The sequence below is a fragment of the uncultured Rhodospira sp. genome (assembly GCF_937138205.1).
GTDB lineage: Bacteria > Pseudomonadota > Alphaproteobacteria > Rhodospirillales > Rhodospirillaceae > Rhodospira.
This window is the reverse complement of record NZ_CAKZOT010000005.1, coordinates 1-16,327: the sequence shown is the minus strand read 5'-3', so window position 1 is coordinate 16,327 and position 16,327 is coordinate 1. Positions and strand designations below refer to the sequence as shown.

The following is a 16,327-nucleotide window of genomic DNA, read 5'->3' as shown; positions in this document are numbered from 1 at the left end:
ACCGCCATGAAGATCTCTCCCGCCAAGGCCCCCGCGTTCGTCGCCTCTCCCGACCCGTCCGTGCGGGCCGTGCTGGTCTATGGCCCGGACCGGGGTCTGGCGCGCGAGCGGCTGGACGCCCTGACGCGCACGGTGGCAGGCGATGTCACCGACCCCTTCCGCGTCACCGAACTGGGTGCCGCCGCGCTGAAGGACGATCCCGCGCGCCTGGCCGACGAGGCGGCGGCGCAGTCCCTGATGGGCGGCCGGCGCGTGGTCCGCCTGATGGACGCCACCGACGCCGTCAGCGGCGCGCTGGAGTCGGTGCTGCAGGCGGGCGCCGGCGATGCGCTTGTGCTGGTGCTGGCCGGCGACCTGGGGCCGCGCTCCAGCCTGCGGCGCCTGTTCGAGGGCGCGGACACCGGCGCCGCCCTGGCCTGCTATGCCGACGACGGCATGGCCCTGGAGCAGGTCGTCCGCGAGACCCTGCGCCCGCACGGCATGTCGGTGGCCCGCGATGCCATGGACTGGCTGCTGGGCCACCTGGGCGGCGACCGCCTGCTGACCCGGGCCGAACTCGACAAGCTGGTCACGTACAAGGGTGAGGCCGGCGAGATCACCCTGGCCGAGGCCGTGGCCTGCGTCGGCGACACGGCGGCCCTGGGGCTCGACGACGTGGCGTTGTCAGTGGCCGACGGCGACGACGCCCGGGCGCAGCGGGCGCTGGACCGGCTGTTCCGCGCCGGCACCGGGCCGATCCCCGTGCTGCGGGCGGTCTCGCGCCATTTCCTGCGCCTGCATCTGGCGGCCGGGGCGGTGGCCGAGGGCAAGTCGCCCGATCAGGCGGTCGGCAGCCTGAAGCCGCCGGTGATCTTCAAGCATCGCGGGCGGGTGGTGGCGCAGGTCGAGCGCTGGCGCGGCGCCCGCCTGGGCCAGGCCATCGACGTGCTGCTGGAGGCCGAGGCGGACTGCAAGGGCTTCGGCCCGCCGCCCGAGGTGGTGTGCGCGCGCGCCCTGCTGCGTCTGGCGCAAGGAGCGCGGGCGGGCCAAAGGACGGCGAACCGGCGGTGAGCCCAGGGCGGCGTCACTCCACCCGCCGTGCCCGCTGACGGCGGGAGAGTTCGTTCCGGGCCGCTTCGGCGAAGAAGGCGGAGCGGTTCGGCGCATGAGCGTCGATGGCCAGCAGCAGGCCTTCGTCGACCGAGATGTTGGTGCGCACCGTCCGCCCCGGCACCATGGCCGGCACCAGAACGCGCGTCACCACGGCGTCGGCGTCCTCGTCGTCCGGGCGCGCCTCCGCCAGGGGTGTGGGATCCGGCAGACGCATCCCGTCCTCGGCCATCGCGGCGAGGTGCCCCTCCAGGGCCTCGCGGGCGTTGTCGAACGCCTCCTCCACCGTGGCACCGAAGGTCAGGCACCCCGGCAGATCGGGAAAGGTGATCGTATAATCGCCGCCATCGCGCAAAACGAAGGCTGGGTAGTTGCGGTTCATGGTCAGTCAACTTTGATTCATGGTTTGTTGAAGCCTTGGACCGATCGCCCCGCCGGAATGATCCGGCGGGAGGACCGTCTATCGAAGCATCAATCCGGTCAGCTTCTCAATCATCTTGTGTGTGACCTAGCCGGGGCAGACTCGGGGAGGCCATGCCCGCCTTGCGTCCGCTCCGTCGGCGCCCTACCGTGGGCGCGCGCAACGTCACAGCCGGAGGCACGGGCCATGGAGGGTATCGTCCACACCTATTTCGAGGATCTGGAGGTCGGCCAGTCCGGCTCCCTGGGCAAGACCATCAGCGAGGCCGACATCCTCATGTTCGCCGGCGTCTCGGGCGATACCAACCCGGCCCACATGGACGAGGAATACGCCGCCGGTACCCTGTTCAAGGGCCGCATCGCTCACGGCATGTTGAGCGGCGCCATCATCTCCGCCCTGTTCGGCACCAAGTTCCCGGGGCCGGGCTGCATCTACGTCAGCCAGACCTTGCGCTTCAAGGCGCCGGTGCGCATCGGCGACACCATCCGCGTGCGTGCCGAGGTCACCGAGCTTGTGCCGGCGAAAAAATTCGCGGTGTTCAAGACCACGGCGTCGGTCAAGGACAAGGTGGTGGCCGACGGCGAGGCGACCCTGATGGTGCCGTCGCGGGGCTGAGTCCGCGACGGCGGGGTGCGACCGGCGGGGCGCCCGCGTCACGACCGCCCCAACGCCCGGCTACTCGCGTTGATCGGAGACCCGGGCCTGGTGGAGGATCCAGGTGCCGCCTCGGTTGATCAGCGACAGCCCGTCAAAGGCACCGCCCCCGCCGGACGTCCCCGGCATGTCGCTGCCCGAACGCATGACCGTGCCGCCGTCCACACGGACCGTCATGGCGCCGTCGGGCGAACGCTCCCAACGAATGTCATGCCGTGCGCCGTCCGACAGGGTCGGCCCGCTGCTGCTCGCCAAGGTGGTGGCGCCGTCGCCTGTGCTCCGCAGCAAGCGCCATGCCCCGCCGCCGTCGCTGGAATAGAGCAGGCGCAGGCCAGAGGCGACATTCCGGCCTGAATAAACGCCCAGGTTCAGGACCCGGGGACCCTCGTTGGCTGCCCCGCTCTCGGCGGTGGACAGAGTCGCCTCCACGCGGAACGTCATGCCGATCTTTGCATCGCGCACGGCGGCGGCGTGATCCCCCTGTTGGCTGTTCGGCACCGCGACGCCCAGCGCCTCGCTCAGAACCGACGTGAGCACCGCACGGCCGAGATCCTCCACGTTCTGGGGCGCCGGCGCGGCCACACGGGTCACAAGGGCGCCGTCACGCACGGCGACCTCCCCGGCGACACGCTCCCAGCGGGTCGCGCCCAGTCCGGCGGCGCCGTCGAAGCTGTCGGCGAACACCGTCGTCCAACCGGGACCGGAGCCGTCGGGATACCCCCCGGCGCCGCCATGCCGGCGATCATCGCCTTCGCCGTCGCCCGGCGTGGCGTCCAGACGCCGAAGCAGAGCCTGAGACACCGTCCCGGTGATCGGCAGGCCGGCGTCGGCCTGATAGGTGCGGATCGCCTCCCGGGTGGATGGCCCCATCACGCCGTCCTCGGGACCGGCGTCGTAGCCCCGCGCGTTCAAGGCCGACTGCACCCGCGTCACCGTGGCCGGTCTGCTGATGTCGCGCTCGCCCGGGTCCCGGTCGGCGAGCGTGTCCTTCATGTGCTGGAGCAACTGACGGCTCGGGGTGCCCGTGACCAACAGGTCCTGGCGGCGTTGATAGGTGCGAATGGCCTCGGCGGTGGCGTCGTCAAGCGTCCCGCTCAGCCGGACATCGTGGCCAAGCCGGCGCAACTGCGTCTGTGTGGGGATGATCAAGGCGCCGTCGCCGGACTCCGCCGCCTGTTGGGTCGAGGATCGCGGGTCGTCGCGGCGCGCCTGCTCCGGGGAGGCGCCGTCGCTGGCGCCGGATGTCCGCTCCAGGCGGTCGCGGATATGGCGCAGCAAGCCTTGGCTGGCCTCGCCGGTGACCCGAAGATCGTGATCCCGCTGATAGCGGCGGATGGCGATGGCGGTGGTGCGGCCGTACAGGCCATCCTCCGGACCGGCGTCATAGCCGAGATCGTTGAGCCCTTGCTGCACACGCTCGACGGTCCGGCTATAGGCGGCCCGCCGCAGGGGGCCGGGCGCGGCCTCGGCACCGGCCGCCGCTATGCCGGAGGCCGGCGGTGACGCTGACACCACCGGGCACGACAGCGCCGTGGCGCACGCCAACAGGGCCGGCAGCACGCGGGAGGGACGAAAGACATGGCCCATGAGAACGGCCTCCTGACAGTCGAGACTCAATACCGCGCGATCACCCACACGGCGTGAATCACACCGGGCAGAAACCCCAGTAGGGTCAGGACGATATTGATCCAGAAGTGTTTGTTGGCCACGCCGACCTCAAGCAACACGCCCAGCGGCGGCAGCAGGATGGCGAGGGCGATGCGAAGCAGGTCGCCAGGAAGACTGTCCCTTCCACGGCTTTCGGCTGCGTCGGTATACGGGCTCATGGCCGAGCTCCCCTGAGTGTCGATGGACCGGACATCACGGCGTTCGCTGTCCCCAACGAAGCCGCTTGCCTCGGTCTTGGAACGTTAGGGGCGCCGTCGAGTTCCCAAGACGAGCGATCCATCGCAAAGGGGGGGGGGAGCACCAGGGGCATCACGCCCCGGCGGGACCGTCCGACGGCGCCAGCGGCCGGGTGGCCGCCTCCAGCCAGGCCCCCGCCTCCGCGTCCAGCAGCGGGCCGATCTCCGCCAGGACGCGGGCGTGGTAGGCGTCGAGCCAGTGCCGCTCCCCAGGGGTCAACAGCGCCGGATCGATCAGCCGCCGGTCGATGGGGGCCAGGGTCAGGGTCTCGAACCCGAACAGCGGCACCTCGGCGCCGTCGGGGGCCTCGATGGGGGTCACCACCACCAGGTTCTCGATGCGGATGCCGAAGGCGCCCGTCTTGTAGTACCCGGGCTCGTTGGACAGGATCATGCCCGGCTCCAGGGCGACGTCCGAGGGCCGTCGAGAGATGCGCTGCGGCCCCTCGTGCACGCCGAGGTGGCTGCCGACCCCGTGTCCGGCCCCATGCGCGAAGTCAACGCCGTCCTGCCACAGGGCGAGACGGGTCAGGGCATCCAGGTGGGTGCCGGTGGTCTCGGCCGGGAAGCGGACGGTGGCCAGGGCGATGTGCCCCTGCAGCACGCGGGTGAACCGGCGGATCTGTTCGGCCGTCGGGGTGCCGATGGCGACGGTGCGGGTGACGTCGGTGGTGCCGTCGCGGTACTGGGCGCCGCTGTCCACCAGGTAGAGCATGTCCGGCTCGATGCGCCGGTCGGTGGCCGGTGTCACGCGGTAGTGCACGATGGCGCCGTTCGGGCCGGCGCCGCTGATGGTCTCGAAACTGGGCCCCCGGTACAGCGCGCCCTCGGCCCGCAGTGCCCGCAGGTGCTCGGCCGCCGACATCTCGGTCTGGGTGGCGCGCGGCCCTTCGCGGTCGAGCCAGCAGAGGAACCGGCACAGGGCCGCGCCGTCGCGCTGGTGCGCGGCGCGGGCGCCGTCCACCTCCGCCGGGGTCTTGCGTGCCCGGGGCAGGGCGATGGGATCGGTGCCGAGTGTGACCGCCGCGCCGGCGGCGGTCAGGCGGGCGCGGATCCACTGCGGGCAGCCGGCGCGGCTGAGCAGCACCCGGCGTTCGCCATTGCCCAGGGCGTCCAGGGCCGGGCCCAGGCCGCCCGGCGCGCGTACGGTCACGTCGGCGCCCAGGTGGGCGCGCGCCGCCGGGGTCAGCTTGCGGCTGTCCATGAACAGTCGCACTCGCCCGTCGTCATGAAGGATGGCGTAGCTCAGGGCCAGGGGCGAATAGGGCACGTCCGCCCCCCGGATGTTGAGCAGCCAGGCCACGGCGGCCGGGTCGGTGATGACGGTGGCCGCGCACCCCTTTTCCCGGAGGTGATCCCGGATCTCGCCGCGCTTGTCCGCGCTGGAGCGGCCGGCGTAGGTCTCCGGGTGCGGCACGACCGGCCCCAGCGGCGCCGACGGACGGTCGGTCCACAGGGTGTCGATCGGGTTGGCGGGCACCGGGACGAAGCGGGCGCCGACGCGCTGACAGGCGGCCGTGATCCTGTCGGTCTCGGCGATGGTATGCAGCCAGGCATCGAACCCGATGCGCTCGCCGTGCCGGAGTGTCCGTTCCAGCCAGTCACTGACCGGGGTGCGGGTGATGGACACGATCTCCCAGTGGCTGGTGTCCACTTCGGCGGCGGCCTGGAGGGTGTAGCGGCCGTCGACGAACAAGGCGGCGCGCGATTGCAGCACCACGGCCACACCGGCCGATCCGGTGAAACCCGTCAGCCAGGCCAGGCGCTCGGCATTGGCGGCCACGAACTCGCCCTGATGGGCGTCGGCGCGCGGCACGACGAAGCCGGAGACGCCCAGGCCATCCAGCAGCCCGCGCACCGCCTTCAGGCGCGCCCCATCGGCGGCGCCGCCAAGATCCAGGGGCGGCGGGGCGAGGGCCGCGCGGGCGGCGATGAGCGCCTCGACCACCTCCGGCGGGCGCGGCGGCACGACGACCAGATCCATCCAGGCATGATCGAGACCCCGCGGCGTCGCGGCGATGCCGGCGACCAGCGCGCGCAGGCCGTCCGGATCGGGCCGGGCGCGCCCACTGCGCGCCAGGACCTCCACCAGACGGTCGATGGCCTGGTCGGTCGCCCCAGGCTGGGCAGCGGCGGTCCTGGGCCGCCGTCCGGCGGTTTTCTGAGAGGCAGTGGGCGTCATCGTCTGGTCAGGGAAGCCGACGGTCTCGGGATTGTCCAGCCCTGATGGCGGGCGAGCGTGCCGAAAGTGGGGAAACGGAGGCGACCCTTCAGCAGATGAGCCCGCGCGCGTGCCCGGTCAAGGTGCACCAAGGCGAGCCGGCCCCCTATGCGCCGGCCGCAATCCGGCACTGCGGGAATTCCGCTGCCGCGCCAATGGGATCGATCCTAGAATAATTCGGTGTCGGGTGGGTTGCGGCCTTTTTCCAAGGCCCCGGCCCGCTCGTTTCTCGTTTTCACGGCCGCGCCTGGGCTCATGTCCCGCGTCCGCCTTGCATCCTGGTTCGCCCGGGGCGTGCGTGGCGACGCCGGCAAGCCCCGTGGAGTCGCCAAAGTCCAACGGCCGCCGTCGAAAGCCGTTGGCCGGATCTCAAGGAGTGAGAGCCATGTTGAACCAATTCGACCGTCGCGGGGAAGGATCGGCCCTGCGCCAAGCCTCGACCCTCGGCCATGTGTGGAGCGCGCCGTTCCTGGCCTGGCCGGACGCGCCGATCCGGCCGTCCGGCGACGTGATGGCGCCGCATCGGGTGGTGGCGGCGGGGCGTCAGGCCGCCTCGAACGACGACCACACGCACCGGCCCGGGCTGGTCGGCCGGCTGGTGGCGTACGTCCGCGCCTGGCAGGACCGCCGCGAGCTCGAACGGGCCTTGCTGGACATGGATGCGCATCAACTCGCCGACATCGGCCTGACACGCCGCGACATTCCGGCGGTGGTGGCGGGGCGGTACCGGCGGTCGGCGGCGCGCTGATCCGGGGTCGCGCCCGACCAGAACCCGTCAGGCGCGGAGCACGGCGGCTTCCTGTTCCACCTGGGCGCGGCGCCCGTCGAGGCCGGCGTGCCCGAACAGTTCGGCCGCGTGCCGCAACAGCTTCAAGGCGTGTTTGGGGGCGGCCCGCGCCTCCAGCCGTCCGGCTTCCAGCAACGCCTCGGCCTCGCCGGCCAAGTGCCCAGCCTCGCCGTTCAGGCGGGCGGCGTGAGAGAACGCCTCGCGGGCTTCGTCGAACGCGCCCATGTCCATCATCAGGCGACCGATATCCAGGCGCGTGGTCGCTTCGTCCAGATGATCGCCGTTCATGGCGTACAGGTCGGCCGCCTGTTCCAGCGCGGCGTGCGCCTGATCCGCCCGCCCCATCTCGCGCAGGGTCGAGGCCAGGGCCGACAGGGCGGTGGCCTCGTGCAGGCCGCGTCCCGCCTCTGCATACAGCCGACGGGCGCGGGTGATGGCGTCGAGTGCGCGGTCGCCCCGGCCCTCATCCCGGTCCAGGCGCCCGATCTGCATGTAGGCGCGGGCCTCGCCATAGCTGTTGCCGGCATGGGCGGCGTGGGAGAGCGCGGCCTCGGCATGGGCGCGCGCCTGGGCGGATTTGCCGGCCAGGTGCAGGGCCTCGGACAGCAGGACCTCGGCGACCGAGCGGTCGCTGTCGTCCGCCTCGTCGGTGAACAGGTCGAGGGCTTCTCGCAGCGCCATGCCGGCCGCCTCGATATGCCCCTGGCCCAGTTCGATTTCGCCCCGGCGCATCATGGCCAGCGCCTCGCCGTCGCGGTCGCCGGCCTGGTGATAGAAGTAGCGAGCCCGGCCAAATGCCTCCAAGGCCTGCTGAAACTCGGCGCGCGTCACGTGGCGTTCGGCGTCCAGCATGGCGTGATCGGCTTTTGTCTTGGGCATCGGTGGGCTCCCTTGCGACCGGGGACCCGCCAGCACACCGGCCGGGGCCGGCGGGTTTCTGGTGCGTGGTCCGTCTCGTGTCCGGTCGGCCGTGACGGAACCATGACGCACACTGTAGGACTGTCCGATCACGGTCACAATCAAAACCGTGACGGCCCTGGGCCGGGTCGAGTCCCGCCGTCGATGGCGGCGCCGTCACAGGGTTGCCACACACAGGCCCTTTTCCTGACCCCACCAAGGGCTTACTTTAGCAACGCCATGACCAAGACTCGCCTCCTCTCCGCCTCGCCCCTCATCGTGCTCCTGCTGCTGGCCCTGCTGCCGCCGGCGCCGGCGCGCGCGGCCTGTACCGACGTCGCCGAACCCGGTGTCGAGTGGCGCCGCTGCTATCACGATGGCCGCAACCTGGAAGGCGCCGATCTGAGCGGCGCGGTCCTGCGCGATACCTCGTTTCAGCGCGCCAACCTGAAAGGGACCAACCTGAGCGGGATCAACGGCTTTCGCACCCGGTTCGTCAGCGCCGATCTGCGCGGCGCCGACCTGTCCAACGCCGACCTGAGCGAGGCGGACTTCACAAAGGCCGACCTGTCCGGCGCCGTCCTGAAGAATGCCGACCTGCGGCGGGCGCGATTCTTCCGCGCCACCCTGCGCGGGGCCGACCTGACCGGCGCGGACCTCGAGATGGCGGACCTGCTGCACGCCGACCTGTCCGGCGCGACCTGGGTGAATGGTCAGCGGGTTTGCGCCGACGAGTCCATCGGCCAGTGCAATTGAACCGGCCGCAGGCGACCGTTTCGTGCTTGCCCTTGAAAACACGCCTTTTTCGCATATGGCTTTCAGACGCCCGGGCAACCTCGCCCTTGGCGGCGCGACAGTCCTGATGTATCTCAGGACATGCCTGTCTTCGGGGCCGGTTGGTGGCCCGGGGCCGGCTGGGAGGGGCGGACCCGTCTGGCGCGCGGCGCACAGCGAGGCAAGCGGCGGGCAACGCGTGTTTTCGCGCCTCTGTTCAGAAGGATGGGCGCAGTGGGATGATGGAATACGCGGAAACGAAGGCTCAGGCCGTGGCGGCGGCCCGGCTGGCCATGGATTCCATGACCGAGCACGGGGTCATCCCGAATCCGAACAATTTCGCGATCTGGTACGTCCACCATACGCAGCGCCTGCCGGACCTCAGCCGGGAGATTGAACGGCTGATGACCGACGGGGCGCGCTTCGGCCCCGACGTGCTCCAAGCCCTTCACGACAAATACCTGTCCCAGGCCGACGAAACCAAGACTCTGGCCGAGGCCGGGCTGCGCATCGAGGACACGCTGGAAAAGCTGTTGAAGATGCTCACGGACGCGAACAAGGGGACCGAGACCTACGGCGCGACGTTGAACGATCTGTCGCATCAGGCGCAAGGCGCCAGTCAGGAGGCGCTGCACTCGATCATCTCGACGCTCGTCGCGGAGACGCAGGAGGCCCTGCGGCTCAACCGCAAGCTGGGGACGCAGTTGTCGCAGTCTTCGCGCGAAGTCAGCAAGTTGCGCGAGGACCTGGAACAGGTCCGCACGGAGGCACGGATCGACGGCCTGACCGGCGTGTTCAATCGCAAGGTGTTCGACCTCGTCATGCGGGAGGCAACGGAGGCGGCGGCCAGCGGTGGCCGCAATCTATCATTGCTGATGCTCGACATCGACCGATTCAAGAACTTCAATGACACGCATGGTCACCAGATGGGCGATCAGGTGCTCAAGCTGGTGGCCCGCACCATCCAGGGGTGCGTGCGGCCCTCCGACACCGTGGCGCGCTACGGCGGCGAGGAGTTCGCGGTGGTGTTGCCCAGCACCGGCGTTCGGGGGGCGGTCGTCGTGGCCGAGAGGGTCCGGACCACCGTGGCCGGCAAGCGGATCACCAACCGCCGGTCGGGCACAGAGTTGGGGCGCATCACCCTGTCCATCGGCGTGGCCGAATACGCCCTGGGGGAATCGATCGCCGACATGGTGCAGCGGGCGGACCGGGCCTTGTACATGGCCAAGCGGCAGGGCCGCAATCAAGTGATCTCGCAGTTGGAGATGAATGCGTCGTCGTCGCCTTGATCCGTCCCCGTTGATCCGAGCGCCATACGGAATGGCGGCGACGGGCGTCTGGCGATCGGACCGACAGCCCGGAACACCGCGGTCATGGCAGCTCGCTCTCGCAAGAACCGGCGCACCCACCACTTCGCCCGGCGCGTCGCGCGCCGGGTGGTCCGGCGCACGGCGGCCTTGCGGCCACGCCACCTGACGGGCAATGGATATCTGCGCATCGGCGCCGTCGCCGCCGTGGTCGGCCTGCTGACCGGCGGCGGGATCATTGCCTTCCGCGAGGGGATCACCCTGATCCAGGCCATGGTGTACGGGGCCGAGGAGCGCCTGCTGGCCACCACGGCGGGCGGGCTGCCGTGGTGGGTGGTGGCCCTGACGCCGGCCGTGGGTGGCCTGGTGGTCGGGCTGTGGCATCGGGCCTTCCTGCCGGAGGGACGGCCGGAAAACGTCTCGCACGTCATCGAGGCGGCCATTTTGCGGGGCGGCCGGATGCCCCTGTGGCGCGGCATCGCGGCGGCCGTGGGCAGCATGGCCTCGCTGGGGGTGGGCGCGTCGGTCGGCCGCGAGGGACCGGCGGTGCACCTCGGCGCGACCCTCGGGGCCTGGGTGGCCAAAATCTCGCGGCTCGGGCACGCCATGTCGCGCACCCTGCTCGGGTGCGGCGCGGCGGCGGCGGTCGCGGCGTCGTTCAACGCCCCCATCGCCGGCGCTCTGTTCGCCCACGAGGTGGTGGTCGGCCACTACGCCGCCAGCGCGTTCGCGCCGGTGGTGATTTCCAGCGTGGCGGCGACCGTGTTGTCGCGCCAGTGGTTCGGGGCCGAGCCGGCCTTCGCCCTGCCGCCCGACCTGACGCTGGCGAGTTTCGGAGAACTGCCGGCCTTCGCCCTGCTGGGCGTGGTGTGCGGCCTGGTGGCCGCGACGTTCATGGTGGCGCTGACGACGACCGACGCAACCATGAAGCGGTCCGGTGTGCCGACGTGGCTGCGGCCGGTGCTGGCCGGTGTGGCGGTCGGGGTGATCGCCCAGGCGTTCCCGGAGGTGCTGGGCGTCGGCTACGAGGTCACGAACCGGGCGCTGAGCGGAGAATTGGCGCTGGACATGGCCGTGGCCACGGCGGTCGCCAAGGGCCTGGCCACGGTGATCTGCCTCGGTTTCGGATTCGGCGGCGGGGTGTTCAGCCCCTCCCTGGCCATGGGCGCCATCACCGGGTGTGCGTTCGGGATTGTCGCCACGGCGATCGCGCCGTGGGACCTGTCGTCGGGCGCCGGCGCCTACGCGGTGGTGGGCATGGGAGCGGTGGCCGCCGCCGTGCTCGGCGCGCCCATTTCCACCAGCCTGATCATCTTCGAGATGACCGGCAATTACCCGCTGACGATCGCGGTGATGACGGCGGTGGTCATCGCCACGGCCGTGGCAACCGGGGTGACCGGGCACCGCTCCGTCTTCCACTGGCAACTGGCGCGCCGTGGGCTCGACGTGGACGGCGATCGCCAGCGCCTGATGCTGAAACGGATCGCCGTGCGGGATCTGGTCGTGGCCCACCCGCCGACGCTGGCGGCCGACGCCACCCTGGAGGCGGTGGCGGCGGCGTTCCGCCAGCACGGCAGCGATACGCTGTTCGTGACCGAGGGCGAGACCCGGCGACTGCTCGGCACCATCACCCTGGCCGACGTCGCCGAGGTGCTGCTGCGGCCGGACACCGCACAGGACCGCACGGCCCTCGACTTGGCCTTCACCGACCCGCCCGTGCTGGCCCTTTCGGATAGCCTGGACCAGGCGATGGACCTGCTGGAGGACCACCAGCACACGCCGTGCCCCGTGGTGCGGGACCGGGCGTCCATGGTGTTGGCGGGCGTCGTCCACGAGCGCCACGTCACCCGCGCCTATGCCGACGCGCTCAGCCGCCTGCGGGCCGAGGACCGGGGGGAGCCTGTGTGACCGGACGGCCCATCGTGATGCGCTGGCGCAACGAGTGGCGCCGGAGTCCCTGACATGTCCGCGACCCTGCGATCTCGTGGGTGGCCGTTTCAGGGTGATGGTGTATAAGAGTGCCGATGCCGTGTGGTCGCGGAGGTCGTGGGGCAATGCTTACCATACGGGGCATCACTTTGATTGCTTCTGCGTAACAAATGGCGTTGCGCTTCACCTGTGTTTGTCCAACGCGTGCGCCTGAGGGGACACAAGACAATGTGGATCGTTCGCAAGCTCTGGCGTTTCTGTCTCGTCGGTGTTGCCGTGGCTGGCCTTGGCGCCTGCGCCGGCTATCCGGATGCGCCGGCCGATCCGGATGGCGTGGATGCCGTGTACACCATCGGGCCGCTGGACGTGCTCGAAGTGTTCGTGTGGGGCGATCCCGAACTGTCGCGCCAGGTGGCTGTCCGGCCTGACGGTCGCATTTCCACGCCGCTGATCCAGGACATGCTGGCCGCCGGCAAGACCCCCTCGGATTTGTCCGAGGACCTGGCCGAGGCCTTGTTGCCCTACATTCAGGACCCCCTGGTGACGGTGATCGTCAGTTCCTTCGCCGGCCCGGTGGAAGAGCAGATCCGGATCATCGGCGAGGTGAACAATCCCACCTCCGTTCCCTATCGCCGCAACCTGACACTTATCGACATCATGCTCGCGGCCGGCGGCCTCACGGAATACGCCGACGGCAACGGCGCGCTGCTGGTGCGCGGGCAGGGCGACGACCGCCAGACCTATCGCGTGCGGATCGAGGACTTGCTGCGGGACAGCGATATCGACGCCAACGTGGCGGTGCTGCCCGGCGACGTCATCATGGTGCCGGAGGCCCTGCTGTGACGCGGACCGATCCCGACGGCACGTCCCACCGGTCGCATGGCCGTCCCGTCCGGGCCTGACAGGCACGGGTCGGTCTTTGCCACCAACAACCGCTTCAGAGTGCCATGATTCGTTCCGTGACCTCAGCAGGCGTTGGGTTTCTGGCCGCCGTGGCGCTTGCGGGCGCGCCGTCCTGGGCCGCGGAGTACAGGCTGGACCAGAGCGGGGGGACACGGATCATCCTGACCGACAACGTCGAACAGGCGCCAGACGACGAAAAGGAAAGCGCGGTCATCGGCCGAGTTGACATGACGACCCAATTCACGGCGACCGGCCGGCGGCTGGACTTCCGGTTGAACTCGTCGCTTGGCCTTGAGACGCGCAATGGCAGCAGCGACATCACGGTCGACCAGCGCGTCAACGCCAACGGCACCTTGGCTCTCGTCCCCCACCACCTGTTCGTGGATGCCGCCGCCTCCACCAACCGCGTGCTCGTCGATGTTCAGGCCGTGCCGTCGCAGGATCGCGCCAGCAGCGACGAAGACACGGAAACGGTGAACATCTTTGAGATCAGCCCGTATGCCCGCTATGTGTTCGCCGAGGACATCGAGGCCGTCGCGCGGGTGCGGCATCGGGAAGTGCTGACCACCGAGGGGACGGACCTGTCGGTCAAGTCGCGGGAACGCGAGATGCAGCAGTCCCTGCTCGTCGACACGCGGCGCCAGTTCGGACGCCTGAGCTTCGAGGGTCTGCTTGACCGGCGCACCACCGAGCGGATCGAGGATGAGGACGATGACCGCGATGACGGCGCGGATTTCGAGACAGTTTCCGGGAGTGTCACGGCCCGCTACGCCCTCGACCGCTGGACCGCCGCCATCGGTCAGGTGGGCTACGACTGGATTGACCTGGATGGCGCCGACGACGATCTCGGCGGTGTTTTCTGGAGCGCGGGACTGCAGTTCAGCAGCGCGCGCGGCACGCTCCTGCTGACCTATGGCCACCGCTACAACGACCAGGAATTCGGGGCCAGCGCCAACTATGCCATCACGCCGCGCCTGCAGGTGCAGGGCAGCTTGAGCCGCACCCTTGAAACATCCCTGGGGCGCTACAGCCGAATCCAGGCTGAACGTCGGGGGCAGGCCGAGGATAACATCGCGGCCCTGAACCAACACCGCACCGGCGACAGTGACGATGTGGCACTGACGTACGAGGGCGACCTGGGGATTTCCGCCGCGTATCGCCGGAACACGTTCGGTCTGAGCGGCAGCTTCCTGAACCGCGAGTATGTGAGTGGCGACTCGGCCTCTCAGACCGAGACCAGTGTGAGCGCCGCGGCGAATTGGAACCGCGCGCTGAACCGGCGACTGCAATCCAGCCTGTCCATCCAGGCCAGTCACTCCGAAGGCAGCGATGTCGCGGACGCCCTGACCGTGTCAGGGCGCGGGGAGTTAACATACGCGATCACGAAGAATGGGTCCGTCTATGGCGGGCTGTCGCATCGGCGCCGCTTCAGTGACGATCCGGACAATGAGTACACGGAAAATACGGTTTTTTTCGGAGGGCGGATCAGCTTTTAAGATGCTGAGACCGCCTGCCGGGGGCGCGTTGTTTCCGTGATGTCCTGCGGCGCGCCAAGCCGTATACTGGGTCCGCCCAGTGCTGTCGGCGACGTGTTCCGGAGCTTTGGCGGGCATTTTGGCACCGATCGAGTGTAGATATGCGGTGAGTCCGCAGCTCTGACGCAACCGGTGTTGGATGCACCAGAGCCAAATGGACAAACCGTGCGGGTCAAACAGCCACGTGTACCAGACCCATGGGGGAAACGTTGGAAGACGCACCGAGACCGGAGCCCAGAGAGGAAACAGCCCAGCCTGGGAACACAATTGCGCTGGCCGGCGCAGCCGTATACATTGCGTTCATCGTATTTCTGTTCTGGGACGGCTTGATTTACGCAGCCTCGTCTTGGGAGCGCGAGGAATTCAGTTATGGCTATATCGTTCCACCGCTGGCGATCTTGTTGATCTGGCACGCCTTGCGGACTCTGCCAGCGCGGGCATCGGGTGGATGGTGGGTTGGCGTTGTGGTGACAGTCGTGGCGGCCGGCTTGGCCGTCGTGGCGCGGGCCGGGGGAATGCCGGCCTTCAGTTACTACGGTTTCATCGTGACCCTGCTCAGTCTCGCGCTCATTCTCTACGGATGGCACGGTTTGCGGCGGCTGTTTTTCCCAATTGCCTATTTGTTCTTTGCTCTGCCATTGCCGAACACTCTTTACATCAAGGTTTCGACGGCAATGCAGCATATTTCGTCTGAACTGGGGACGAACGTTCTGCGGGCGCTCGGTTATTCCGTATTCCTGGAAGGAAATATTATTGATCTTGGCCCCTACCAGCTCCAGGTTGTGGAGGCCTGCAATGGGTTGCGGTACCTGTTTCCGCTCGCCAGTTTTGCCTATCTTGTTGGTTACATTTATTCGGGGCCGGCCTGGCATCGTGTTCTTCTCTTCCTGTCTGTTGTGCCGATCACGATCGCGATCAACAGCGCCCGCATTGCCCTGACCGGCATCCTGGTCAATTACCAGGGGATTTCAGCCGCCGAGGGCTTCATGCACGCCTTCGAGGGATGGGTCATTTTCCTCGTCGGTTTGGCCCTGATGTTCCTGGTTTTGCAGCTCCTTCTGCTCGTGACCGGAGACCTCCGTCCGTTCACCTCCCGCCTCGACCTAGACACCATTCTGCCGCAAAAGGGCCGGTTGCCGCCGACGGTGCGTCGGGCCACGCCCGCTCTGATCGTTGGAACGATGGCCGTGGGGCTCGGGGCGGCGGTGCTTGTCGGGCTGCCGGAAGGGGCTCAGTCGGTGCCGCCACGCAAGCCGCTGGCGACGTTTCCGCTGCAGATCGACGAGTGGTCGGGCCGGGAAGACGTGATCCAGCCGGCCCACCTCGAAATCCTGCAAGTCGACGACTACATCGTCGCCGACTTCCAAGGCAAGGACCGCAAGGCCCCTGTCAATCTGTACGTTGCCTGGTATGACGCCCAGGATCGGCGCGCCGCGATTCATTCGCCGTCGGTCTGTATGCCGGCCGGCGGATGGGAAATCGCGCAGTTTGGCACGAGAACCGTGATCCCGGAGGGCCAAGACACGGCGATTCCCGTGAACAGGACCGTGATCGCCAACGGGATGCATCGGCAGGTCGTGTACTATTGGTTTGAGTTGCGGCATCGGCAACTGACCAACGAGTTCCGGATCAAGCTGGCCAATGTCTGGGATGCGTTGACTCTGGGTCGGACCGACGGCGCGTTGGTCCGCGTGGTGACCGCCATCCGGCCGGATGAGGAGCCGGAAGACGCCGACGCGCGGTTGCAGGCGTTCCTCGGAGAGGTCGTGCCGCTGCTGGACGATTACGTTCCGAACTAGGGCGGATCGCGTCCCATTTGACCCGCTCCGCAGGGCAAATGGGACGCGTGGAATCCGTAACCGGGGCAAAAGTCCGGGCAGCGGGACTCATAATTGGTTGCGCGCGA

The 16,327-nt window shown here is 68.9% G+C and carries 14 protein-coding genes; 9 read left to right on the top strand and 5 right to left on the bottom strand.

Annotated elements, in window-relative coordinates; all coding sequences use genetic code 11:
• Nucleotides 1-6: 6 nt before the first annotated feature.
• On the top strand, nt 7-1,050 hold the full coding sequence (holA, locus tag Q0309_RS00850) for a DNA polymerase III subunit delta (RefSeq protein ID WP_299436310.1): 1,044 nt from the start codon (nt 7-9) through the stop codon (nt 1,048-1,050).
• Nucleotides 1,051-1,063: 13 nt separating this feature from the next.
• Here the strand turns inward: holA and Q0309_RS00845 are convergent, their stop codons facing one another.
• Nucleotides 1,064-1,471, bottom strand: coding sequence for a type II toxin-antitoxin system HicB family antitoxin (locus Q0309_RS00845; protein WP_299436307.1), 408 nt, complete (start codon nt 1,469-1,471; stop codon nt 1,064-1,066).
• Between the two features lie 225 nt (nt 1,472-1,696).
• On the opposite strand from Q0309_RS00845, the gene Q0309_RS00840 reads away from it, so the two are divergent.
• Nucleotides 1,697-2,125 (top strand): MaoC family dehydratase, encoded by a 429-nt coding sequence (locus Q0309_RS00840; RefSeq protein WP_299436304.1) that lies wholly within the window; start codon nt 1,697-1,699, stop codon nt 2,123-2,125.
• 60 nt (nt 2,126-2,185) lie between these two features.
• On the opposite strand, the gene Q0309_RS00835 is transcribed toward Q0309_RS00840, so the two are convergent.
• The 3 genes from Q0309_RS00835 to Q0309_RS00825 form a co-directional block, all read right to left on the bottom strand.
• On the bottom strand, nt 2,186-3,751 hold the full coding sequence (locus tag Q0309_RS00835; RefSeq protein WP_299436301.1) for a peptidoglycan-binding protein: 1,566 nt from the start codon (nt 3,749-3,751) through the stop codon (nt 2,186-2,188).
• A 26-nt stretch (nt 3,752-3,777) separates the two neighbouring features.
• Nucleotides 3,778-3,990, bottom strand: a complete 213-nt coding sequence (locus Q0309_RS00830; RefSeq protein ID WP_299436298.1) for a YqaE/Pmp3 family membrane protein — start codon at nt 3,988-3,990, stop codon at nt 3,778-3,780.
• Between the two features lie 151 nt (nt 3,991-4,141).
• Entirely contained in the window at nt 4,142-6,250 is a 2,109-nt protein-coding gene (locus Q0309_RS00825; protein ID WP_299436295.1) for an aminopeptidase P family protein, read from the bottom strand.
• A gap of 424 nt (nt 6,251-6,674) precedes the next feature.
• On the opposite strand from Q0309_RS00825, the gene Q0309_RS00820 reads away from it, so the two are divergent.
• On the top strand, nt 6,675-7,037 hold the full coding sequence (locus Q0309_RS00820) for a DUF1127 domain-containing protein (RefSeq protein ID WP_299436292.1): 363 nt from the start codon (nt 6,675-6,677) through the stop codon (nt 7,035-7,037).
• A gap of 27 nt (nt 7,038-7,064) precedes the next feature.
• Here Q0309_RS00820 and Q0309_RS00815 read toward each other — a convergent pair whose 3' ends face one another.
• Nucleotides 7,065-7,955: a tetratricopeptide repeat protein gene (locus Q0309_RS00815; protein WP_299436289.1), complete on the bottom strand. Its 891-nt coding sequence runs from the start codon at nt 7,953-7,955 to the stop codon at nt 7,065-7,067.
• 258 nt (nt 7,956-8,213) lie between these two features.
• On the opposite strand from Q0309_RS00815, the gene Q0309_RS00810 reads away from it, so the two are divergent.
• The 6 genes from Q0309_RS00810 to xrtD all read left to right on the top strand — a co-directional run bounded on the left by Q0309_RS00810 (nt 8,214) and on the right by xrtD (nt 16,220).
• A complete protein-coding gene (locus tag Q0309_RS00810) occupies nt 8,214-8,729 on the top strand; it encodes a pentapeptide repeat-containing protein (RefSeq protein WP_299436286.1) in 516 nt (171 codons plus the stop codon).
• Nucleotides 8,730-8,986: 257 nt separating this feature from the next.
• Nucleotides 8,987-10,036 carry a GGDEF domain-containing protein gene (locus Q0309_RS00805; protein ID WP_299436283.1) on the top strand — a complete coding sequence of 350 codons (1,050 nt, stop codon included), beginning with the start codon at nt 8,987-8,989 and terminating at the stop codon, nt 10,034-10,036.
• A gap of 84 nt (nt 10,037-10,120) precedes the next feature.
• Nucleotides 10,121-11,962 carry a chloride channel protein gene (locus tag Q0309_RS00800; protein ID WP_299436280.1) on the top strand — a complete coding sequence of 614 codons (1,842 nt, stop codon included), beginning with the start codon at nt 10,121-10,123 and terminating at the stop codon, nt 11,960-11,962.
• A 249-nt stretch (nt 11,963-12,211) separates the two neighbouring features.
• Entirely contained in the window at nt 12,212-12,826 is a 615-nt protein-coding gene (locus Q0309_RS00795; protein ID WP_299436277.1) for an XrtA/PEP-CTERM system exopolysaccharide export protein, read from the top strand.
• Between the two features lie 104 nt (nt 12,827-12,930).
• Nucleotides 12,931-14,382: a TIGR03016 family PEP-CTERM system-associated outer membrane protein gene (locus tag Q0309_RS00790; protein ID WP_299436274.1), complete on the top strand. Its 1,452-nt coding sequence runs from the start codon at nt 12,931-12,933 to the stop codon at nt 14,380-14,382.
• A 236-nt stretch (nt 14,383-14,618) separates the two neighbouring features.
• The gene (gene xrtD / locus Q0309_RS00785) at nt 14,619-16,220 is read left to right on the top strand and encodes a VPLPA-CTERM-specific exosortase XrtD (RefSeq protein WP_299436271.1); all 1,602 of its coding nucleotides are present in this window, start codon (nt 14,619-14,621) and stop codon (nt 16,218-16,220) included.
• Nucleotides 16,221-16,327: the final 107 nt, after the last annotated feature.